Source organism: Caulobacter sp. CCH9-E1, assembly GCF_001556515.1.
Classification (GTDB): domain Bacteria; phylum Pseudomonadota; class Alphaproteobacteria; order Caulobacterales; family Caulobacteraceae; genus Caulobacter.
This window is the reverse complement of sequence record NZ_LSJA01000192.1, coordinates 1-9,314: the sequence shown is the minus strand read 5'-3', so window position 1 is coordinate 9,314 and position 9,314 is coordinate 1. Positions and strand designations below refer to the sequence as shown.

9 protein-coding genes are annotated in these 9,314 nt (G+C 63.4%); 3 read left to right on the top strand and 6 right to left on the bottom strand.

The features are described from left to right. The 5 genes from AX690_RS11760 to AX690_RS11740 all read right to left on the bottom strand — a co-directional run. Positions 1-1,767: heavy metal translocating P-type ATPase (locus AX690_RS11760; protein ID WP_066730389.1), on the bottom strand; the 1,767-nt coding region annotated here is incomplete at its 3' end. 41 nt (positions 1,768-1,808) lie between these two features. Continuing rightward, the gene (locus AX690_RS11755) at positions 1,809-3,575 is read right to left on the bottom strand and encodes an oleate hydratase (protein ID WP_066730386.1); all 1,767 of its coding nucleotides are present in this window, start codon (positions 3,573-3,575) and stop codon (positions 1,809-1,811) included. Between the two features lie 27 nt (positions 3,576-3,602). Continuing rightward, positions 3,603-4,469: a 3-hydroxyacyl-CoA dehydrogenase gene (locus AX690_RS11750; RefSeq protein WP_046407406.1), complete on the bottom strand. Its 867-nt coding sequence runs from the start codon at positions 4,467-4,469 to the stop codon at positions 3,603-3,605. Further along, the gene (locus AX690_RS11745; RefSeq protein WP_197426847.1) at positions 4,466-4,963 is read right to left on the bottom strand and encodes a thioesterase family protein; all 498 of its coding nucleotides are present in this window, start codon (positions 4,961-4,963) and stop codon (positions 4,466-4,468) included. Before AX690_RS11745 ends, AX690_RS11750 begins: the two co-directional genes overlap by 4 nt. Continuing rightward, positions 4,960-5,583, bottom strand: coding sequence for a TetR/AcrR family transcriptional regulator (locus AX690_RS11740; RefSeq protein WP_050746444.1), 624 nt, complete (start codon positions 5,581-5,583; stop codon positions 4,960-4,962). Before AX690_RS11740 ends, AX690_RS11745 begins: the two co-directional genes overlap by 4 nt. 155 nt (positions 5,584-5,738) lie before the next feature. Between AX690_RS11740 and AX690_RS11735 the strand changes: the two genes are divergently transcribed. Genes AX690_RS11735 through AX690_RS11725 form a run of 3 tightly spaced genes read left to right on the top strand, consistent with a single transcriptional unit; the run spans position 5,739 to position 8,856 of the window. Beyond that, positions 5,739-6,827, top strand: a complete 1,089-nt coding sequence (locus AX690_RS11735; RefSeq protein ID WP_197426846.1) for a catalase family protein — start codon at positions 5,739-5,741, stop codon at positions 6,825-6,827. Between the two features lie 40 nt (positions 6,828-6,867). Next, on the top strand, positions 6,868-7,479 hold the full coding sequence (locus AX690_RS11730) for a hypothetical protein (RefSeq protein ID WP_035219808.1): 612 nt from the start codon (positions 6,868-6,870) through the stop codon (positions 7,477-7,479). 3 nt (positions 7,480-7,482) lie between these two features. After that, entirely contained in the window at positions 7,483-8,856 is a 1,374-nt protein-coding gene (locus AX690_RS11725; protein ID WP_066730385.1) for a Dyp-type peroxidase, read from the top strand. Between the two features lie 217 nt (positions 8,857-9,073). Here the strand turns inward: AX690_RS11725 and AX690_RS11720 are convergent. Then, a partial coding sequence (locus tag AX690_RS11720; protein ID WP_369798205.1) for a LysR substrate-binding domain-containing protein occupies positions 9,074-9,314 on the bottom strand: 241 nt, incomplete at its 5' end.

The following is a 9,314-nucleotide window of genomic DNA, read 5'->3' as shown; positions in this document are numbered from 1 at the left end:
GAGGGGGTCCCTATTGGGCGCCGATAGGGGGTCCCGATTGCGTGCCGTTTGACACTTTCGTTCCTCGGCAGCCGCCACGATCGCGCGCGCAAGCGGATGCTCCGAGGCTTTTTCAACACCTGCCGCCAGCCGCAGGATGATCTCCTCGACAAATCCCGGCGCCGCGACGATCCGGGTCACCGCCGGTTTGCCTTCGGTAAGCGTCCCGGTCTTGTCGACCACCAGAGTATCGATCTTCTCCATCCGCTCGAGCGCCTCCGCGTTCTTGATCAGAACGCCGGCGGCCGCCCCCTTGCCGATACCGACCATGATCGACATCGGCGTCGCAAGCCCGAGCGCGCAGGGGCAGGCAATGATCAGCACGGAAACGGCCGCGATCAGGCCATGCGCCAGACGCGGCTCTAGCCCCCATACACCCCAGGCCGCGAAGGCGAGCAGCGCTACGGCGATGACGACCGGCACGAACCAGCCCGACACCTGATCAGCCATGCGCTGGATCGGCGCACGCGAGCGCTGGGCATCCGCGACCATCTGGACGATGCGAGCCAGCATCGTGTCGCGCCCGACTTTTTCCGCCCGGATGACGAGCGCGCCGGTCTGATTCAGCGTACCTCCTACGACCGCTTCGCCGACTACGCGCGTCACCGGCATGGATTCGCCGGTCACCATCGATTCATCGATCGATGAGCGCCCCTGCTCGACCACGCCATCCACCGGCACGGTTTCCCCGGGCCGGACCCTGAGCCGCTCGCCGATCGCAATCGCCTCGACCGGCACATCTTCTTCCACACCGTCTGCCCCGATGCGTCGTGCGGTCTTCGGCGCGAGATTGAGAAGCGCGCGGATCGCGCCGGACGTCTGTTCCCGGGCGCGCAACTCCATAACCTGACCAAGCAGCACCAGCACGGTGATGACGGCGGCCGCCTCATAATTGACCGCGACCGCGCCATCAGCGTCACGGAAAGCCTGCGGGAAGAGCTGCGGCGCGAATGTCGCGACGATGCTGTATCCCCAGGCGACGCCGGTCCCCATCGCGATCAGCGTGAACATGTTGAGGCTGCGGTTGACGATCGACGCCCAGCCACGCGCGAAGAACGGCCATCCGGCCCACAGCACCACCGGCGTCGCCAGGGCGAACTGGATCCAGATCGAGATGTGCATCGGCACCAGATGGTGCAGCGCCGGGATCAGGTGGCCGCCCATCTCCAGCAGGAACACGGGCAAGGCGAGCGCGAGGCCGATCCAGAAGCGCCGGGGCATATCGGCAAGTTCGGGACTGGGTCCGGCATCCGCCGCCGCGATCAGCGGCTCCAGCGCCATGCCGCAGATCGGACAACTGCCCGGCGCGTCCCGGCGGATTTCCGGATGCATCGGGCAGGTCCAGATCGTGCCCTCCGTTACGGCTGCCGTTAACGCCGCAACGGGGTGATGCTCATGGCGATCAAGTCTATGGGTGTGGCTAGGGTGGGAATGATCGCCATGGGTAGCAGCACCCTCATGGTGCGGCTCGGCATGCGCTACCCGTGCTGCATAATGCACGGGGTCGGCGTCGAACTTCGCCTTACAGCCGGCCGAGCAGAAGGCGTAACGCTCGCCTTCATACTCAGCCTTGTGAGCGGTCCTGGCGGGATCGACCACCATGCCACAGACCGGATCATGGTCGACGTGACCGGACGGCGTTTCGCCGTCCGGCTCATGATGGTGATGATGGCCGTGCGCCCCAGTCACCTCGGCGGCGCGTTCGCTCTTCTGATCGTCGTCGGCCATTCATCACCTTTCACACGCCGCGCGTGCCTTCCGGTCTTTGTTCACTCCTCGATCAGATGGAACTCTTCGAGCAGCTTGGCGATCTCTGTGCCTTCGAGCTTCTTCATCAGCAGCTTGCGCAGGAAGGCCGGTCCGGGAAGATCGATGCCCTTGCCGTCCCGCAGCGGACCGATCGCAGCAAGAAGTGTACGAATATCATAGGTCGAGTTGAAGACCTCCGGCACGCCGCGCTCGACATTCATCAGCGTGTAGACGGCCTCCATCGGGGTTCTCACCGAATATTCCGTGGTGAAGATGCAGTCCCGCTGCTTCGATTCCGCGAACTGGCCGATGAAGGCGAAGTTGACCGCGCCCTCCGGCACCACGTCCGGCCGGTCACCCGCCTGACGCGGCATGAAGAAGGCGGTAATATAGGGCATCATCGTGGGAACGGTGCTGGCGCCGGATGCCGCGAGTTCGGGAATGTCCTCGACCGGCACGCCGAGGTGATAGAGCCATTCCTGGGTGATCTCCTCACCGGTGCATTCCTGCATCGGCTTCTTCACGAAGTCGCCGGGGCAATCGACAAAGAGCGCGTAGAACCAGGCGATCATCTGATCTTTGGGCTGCTTCTTGAAATGCGGCTGGCGATGAACCGTCCAGCTCAGCAGCCACGCCGAGTCCTTCACCGTGACGATACCGGCGGAGACGATCTTGCCGGTAAAGGGGTTCCGCTTGGTGATCTTCTCGACATAGGCCGGAATGCGGGCGTCGAGGGCAGTGATGGAGGCGGAGGCCCATTTCGTCTTCGGGATATGGGCGCCGAACACGTCTGGGCGGCCGAAGGCCGGATCCTTCGCGGCGATGCGGCGCCACAGGTCCCAGGCCGGCGCCGGTCCTTCATTGAGCTTCGCCGGCGTCCTGTGGTCGCCATTGTCGGAATTCTCGGTCAGCGAGCCGATCGTGATGAAGACGAGATCGTCTGGCCCGAGATCGACGCCGCCTTCGACGCCGCGCTCTTTCCAGTGAATGCGGGTCGCTTGCTTGCGGCCGGGCTGGATGTCGAAATCGACATCGGTGACCTCGACGCCGTAGCGGAACGTGACGCCGTGATCGGTCAGCCACTTCACCAGCGGCAGGACCATCGATTCATACTGGTTATAGCGGTTGAACTTGAGCGAGGAGAAGTCGGCGAGACTGCCGATATGATGGATGAAGCGGTGCAGGTAGAGCTTCATCTCCAGCGCGGAATGCCATTCCTCGAAGGCGAACATGGTGCGCCAGTAGAGCCAGAAATTGCTTTTGAGGAAGTCTTCGCCGAAGACCTCGTTGATACGCTTGTTCTCCATCTCCTCGCGCGTCGCGAGGAAGACCGAGAGCAGGTCCTTCTGGGCCTTGTCGTTTAGCGTCAACAGCGCTTTGTCGGGCACGTCCTGGCCCTGGTTCTGCGTCGTGCGCTGGAGCGAAAAGTTGGGATCGTCCTTGTTGAGCCGGTAGAACTCGTCGAGCACGCTGGCGTCCTCGATCTCCAGCGAGGGGATCGAGCGATAAAGGTCCCACAGGCACTCGAAATGTTCTTCCATTTCGCGGCCGCCGCGAATGACGAAGCCCTTTTCGGGCACGTCCAGACCATCGAGCGCGCCACCAGGGATTTCCAGCTCTTCAAGGATGGTGATGCGGTCGCCGGAAACGCCGCCGTCGCGGATCAGGAAGGCCGCGCCGGCAAGCCCCGCCAGCCCCGAACCGACAAACCAGGCCGTCTTCTTGTCGGCGCCCTCGGGCTTGCGGGGACGCACGAAGGCTTCATAGTTTCCGCTGCTATAGTGCATGGCGAACTCCTGTTCTTCTTGTTGGGATCAGTCTGCGGAGGGCTTGTAGCTGTAGAAGCCTTCGCCCGAGGCGATGCCGAGCCTGCCCTTGTCGATGTAGTTTTCCTTCAGCCAGGCGGCGAGCGACTGAGCATGCTCGTCGCCATGCGAGAGGATGTTGTAGGGGGTGTTCAATCCGATGATGTCGTAGATCTGGAACGGCCCCATCGGCGCGCCGGTGGCGATCCGCCAGACCTTGTCGACATCTTCCGGCTCGGCATAGCCGCCGGCCGCCAGATCGGCGGCCGCGTTCAGGAGCGGCACCAAAAGCGAATTGAGGACGTAACCCGCTTTCTCCTTGCGCACCGGGATCGGCACCATGCCGATGGCGGAGGCGAAGGCGATCAGGGCATCGAACACGGCCGGATCGGTGTCGTCCGTGCCCATCACCTCGGCGGTGTTGAACTTCCAGATGCTGTTGGCGAAGTGCAGCGCCAGAAACCGGTCCGGTCGGCCGGTGTAAGCCTTCAGGTCGCTCGGCAGCAGGGTCGAGCTATTGGTGGCGAAGATCGTCCTGTCCGGCGCGAGCCCCGCCAGTTTCTCGTAGAGCGCCTGCTTGATCGAAAGAACCTCCGGAACCGCCTCGATCACGAGGTCCGCGTCCGCGACGGCCGCGCCGAGATCGCTCAGCAGAGCGATCCGCTTGAGCGCCCCGGCCGCCTTGCCGCCAGCCGCGCCCGACACCTCGTTCGTGTAGGTTTCGACGAGCGCCGCCAGCCGTGCGCGCGCCTGTTCGAGCGCTTCCTCGCTGATGTCGTAGGCGACAACATCGAAGCCGCTATAGGCCGTCTGGAAGGCGATCTGGCTCCCGAGGACTCCCGTGCCGAGAACCGCCACTTTCCTGATATCGCTCATCCAATTTCCTTCTGCGCGGTATCGTCACTTAGAAACGGAGCCGCCACCTCCACCGGGACGCGGGCCAGCTTGCCGGTTTCCCGATCGACCAGGGCCCATTGGGTCAGCGAGGCGACGATCGTCCGGCCGTCTTCGGCATGGAATTCGACACATCGTGCATAGCGGGCACCCCGCGGCGCTCGGACGACCCAGGTGATCGCACTGACCTCGTCTCCCGCCCGGACATTGCCGCGATAGTCGACCTCATGGCGCAGCACGACCGCGACGAACCGGTCGCGATCCTGCGGCCGCGCGGCCGTCAGCCAATGCGCCACCGACGCATCCTGAATCCAGGTCACCCAGACCGCATTGTTGACATGGCCGAGTTCGTCGATGTCGGCGTCCCGGGCGCGGAAGCGGATATGGAAGCGCCGATGCTCATCCACCTCGCCGACGAGTGGGTGTCCGTGCTCATCGCAGCCGATGCGTCGACGATCTGACACGATCCCGCTCACGAATACGCCTGCTCCTCATGCGACGAACCCAGTCCTGCCATGGCGCGGAAGAAGCCGACGAGCATCTCGTCGCGCGGCATGGCGCCTTCGACATCGCCCTGCACCGCCAGTCCCATCCAGAGCGCGTAAAGACCGATACCGGTCTGCATCGGCGGCAAGGCCGGACGAAGTGCGAAGCGTTGCGTCAGATCGGCGACGAGCTCACCGAACATCCGATAGCAGGCCGCCTTGCCCTCCCGGTGCCGCTCGGCGAAAGCCGGATCGCGCCGGGCATGGAGCTGCAATTCGATCGAGAGCAGTGACCATTGTGCCTCGTCGGCCAACTTCGCGAGCCGCGCGGCCAGCACCTGCAGCGTCGCCTCGATATCGTCGCCGGAGCAGTGCGCGACCAGGTCGCGAAGCAGTGTGACCTCGTCCTGGATATGGCTTTGCAGGATCTCGACCAGCAGATCATCCTTGCTGGCGAAGTTCGAGTAGAAGGCGCCCTGCGAATGCCCTGCGGCGCTGCAGATGTTGCGAATCGACATGGCAGCGACCCCCTCCTCGATAATCGAGGAATGCGCGGCCGCGATCAGCCGGTCCCGCGTCTGGCGCTGCGTGTCCTTGCGCGTAAGCGGCATGGGTTCGTTCTCCAACCAACGGGCGAGACGTGCGAAACCTTTTCGGAGGTTCCGCGTTCTCAGTGAAACCAGATATCAACTGATATCCGAAATCAACGGCGATTTCGACCCGAAATCGTTCCTGGGCAACGAAATCTCAGTGTGAAGGAGCGCTCTTGGCTCAAACCTACATTGGCTATTCCCCGGACGTGGAGGTTCTCGGCGAGGACGAGGAGCGGCTGACCGCCGAGATCCTCGAGATCATGGCCACCACCAACCGGCGGGCCTTCGAGCGTCATCGCCACGCCGTGCGCGACGCCCATGCCAAAAGCCATGGGTTCCTGAAGGGCGAACTGATCGTTCACGAACTGCCCTCGCATCTGCGCCAGGGCTTGTTCGCCCGACCCGCCAACTATCCGGTGGTGATCCGCCTCTCTTCGGCGCCGGGCGACATCCACTCCGATACCATTCCCGCGCCGCGTGGCATGGCGATCAAGGTGATCGGTGTCGATGGCGAGCGGCTTCTCCCCGAAGACCAGGGCCACAACCAGGATTTCCTGCTCGTCAACATCCCGACCTTGAGCTTCGGCACGATCGGTAAATATCGCCAGCTCATCAGCCTTCTGGAGAAGAATGCCCATAACCCGGCCTTTCTCCAGCGAGCGATGGCTGGGGTCGCGCGCGGCGTGGAGGCGGCAGTCGAAGCGGTCGGCGTCGAGCCCGGCGCCACGCTGCGCGGGCTCGCTCGCGACAATAACCATCTGCTGGGCGAAACCTATCATTCGATGGCGGCGATCCGCTTCGGCGACCATATCGCCAAGATCAGTGCCGCGCCGTTCTCCGACAACGTCCGTGCACTGACCGGCAAGGATGTCGGCGCGGTTGAGGATTCCACCATGCGCGATCTGGTGGTTGAACATTTCCGCGAGCAAGGCGCAGAGTATCAGCTCCGTGCTCAGCTCTGTGCCGATCTCGACAGGATGCCGGTCGAGGACGCCGCCGTGCTCTGGCCGGAAGACCTTTCGCCGCACCAGCCGATCGCGACCCTGCGCATCCCGCCACAGGAGGCCTATTCGCCGGCGCGGCGCGTCTACGGCGATGATGTGCTGTCGTTCAATCCCTGGCACGGTATCCGCGATCATCAGCCACTCGGCTCGATCATGCGCGTGCGCATCGCCGCCTATGAACGATCCACCCGCTACCGCCACGAAATGAACGCGCAACCGCGCGTCGAGCCGGCGAGCATCGACGTCATTCCGGACTGACGATCCGATCGTCACACGCAATCACGAAAGGAGGCCAGCCATGGCCGAGACCGAAGAAACCCCGCAGATCGATGAAACCCGCTTGCAGGCCATCCGCCGCCGCATCGAGGAAGTGGTTGGCGATGCGCCACAGCTCGCCAAGCTCGCCCTCGAGCAGATGGTGACGAAGCATAATCCCGACCTCAAGGGCACAGCCGGCTCGGCCGGTCGCGTCGGCGCGCAGTCCGGCAATGTCTCCGAGCTCACCGCCATCGCCAACCTCAAGCCCGGCGGCGCGGATCGGCTGAAACGCATATTCGGGCTGGTGAACGGCAATTTCGACGGGGCGCAGAAGGTCGGCACGCTGCACAACATGCGGTTCGTGTTCTTCGACAACGACACCCGCATCCTGTTCGCCACCGCCTATGACGGCGACTGGGACACCTATATCAACGACTTCGCCACCAAGATCCCCGATCTGATGGACCTGATCTTCGCCTCGGTCGAGGGCTGGCCGGGCATCGCCAGCCCCGAGGTCAAGGACTTCATCGCCGAGCATCAGATCACCGCCGCCGGCTGGTTCGTCGCCAATCCGCAGGTCACCGTCGTCGATGTGCGCCGGCTCCAACGGCTCGAACATGCCGTCAACGAATTCCTGGACAAGGTGGGCTGAGCCATGGCGATCCTTCAGAAACTAAAAGAGCACTTCTCGCGGGATAGCGTCACGCTCGACCTGCAGGACATCCAGGCGCTGATCCTCAGAAGCCGGCCGGAACCCTATGTCGGCGTTCACGCCATGCTCCATTTCGACGAGGCAGCGGGAGCCCGCAATCTTCTCGGCCGGCTGGCACCGCATATCGCTTCGGCCGACAATTGGAGCGAGGATCTCGATTTCTGGATCGGCGCTGCGCTCAGCTTCGAGGGTCTGAAGGCGCTCGGCGTTCCCGACGCCCAGCTCAAGACCTTTCCGCTCCCGTTCCAGCAGGGCATGGCCGCACGCGCGGAGCAGCTTCGCGACTTCGGACCCAACGCGCCGGAAAACTGGGAAGACGTGTTCAAGCCGGGCAACTGCCATCTCGCGCTGACCATCTACGCGGTCGACGATGATGCGCTCGACAAGGCGCTGGCGACGGCGCGCACCGAACTCGACCGGAGCAGCGGCGTCACCTTGCTCGGCGAGCATCGCTTCGGCGCGCCGGACGGCGCGAAAAACCCGTTCGGTTTCCGGGATTCGATCTCCCAGCCCGCAGTGGAGGGCAGCGGCGTTGATCCGCTGCCAGGCGAGGAGCGGCCGATCAAGGCCGGCGAATTCATCCTCGGCTATGAGAGCGAGAACGGCCAGCCGCTCGGCATGCCCGAGCCTGCGGTTCTCGGAAGGAACGGCACCTTCGTCGTAATGCGCAAGTATAACAGCCGGGTCGGTTGCTTCAACGCCTTCCTCAAGGCACATGGCGACACGCCGGAGGAACGCGAGCGCCTTGCCGCCAAGATGTTCGGGCGCTGGCGCTCCGGCGCACCCTTGACGCTGGCGCACGATCACGACGATCCCGACCTCGGCGCCGATCCGCAGCGCAACAACGACTTCACCTTCAAGGACGATCCCAAAGGCCGCGTCGTGCCGTTCGGCTGCCATATGCGACGGCTCAATCCCCGCGATTCCGAGTTGACGCTGCTCACCGACGTCAACATCCACCGCATCATTCGCCGTTCCTCGACCTTCGGGCCGGTTTATTCCGAGGATGTGGGGCCTGAGGACGATGCCAACGGCGATCGCGGCCTGTTCTTCATCTTCATCAGCGCGCGTGCCTACGACACGATCGAGTTCATGCAGCAGGAGTGGATCAACCGAGGCAATTTCGTCGACCTTGGCGAAGAGCGCGATCCGATCGTTGGCCTGCATGAGGATGATGGCCGGTTCACGATCCCGCAGGCGCCGGCGCGCAAGCGCATCGACGGAGTGCAGACTTTCAATGTCATGAAGGGCGGCGAATATCTGTTCATGCCAAGCCTGTCCGCGCTCAAATGGCTGGCGGCCAGGAGCTGGGGTTAGGAACCCGCCGGTCAGTCGTTGGCCTTTGTGAAGATGAACGTGCAATTCATCAGGATCGCTGCGCTCGGCCTCACCATGATCTTTGCCAGTCGCGTCTGGCCCGATCGGTAATCCTGACGTCTGCAAAAACTGCCTCTAACGCATGATCGGCGAGGACGCTTCGGTCATCCGGACCGCTTGAGCGCAGGCGTTTCGGATCCCGGGTGGCTTTTGCTCTTCATAAGAGCTTGTCCTTCAGCAGCGTCTCAAGCCAATCGGCAAATACCTGCAGCCGGTGTGAAAGGTGCTGGCGGTGGGGATAGAGTAACGTCATAGGCATCAGCTCGGCTCGATGGCCGGGCATCACCTCGACCAATTCTCCCGCCTCAAGATGCTGTTTCACGTCATAGGCTGGGATCTGGATTGTGCAGCGGCGTGGAAGAAGGACCCCCTTAGCGGGGTGATAGGCGCCTAAAAGG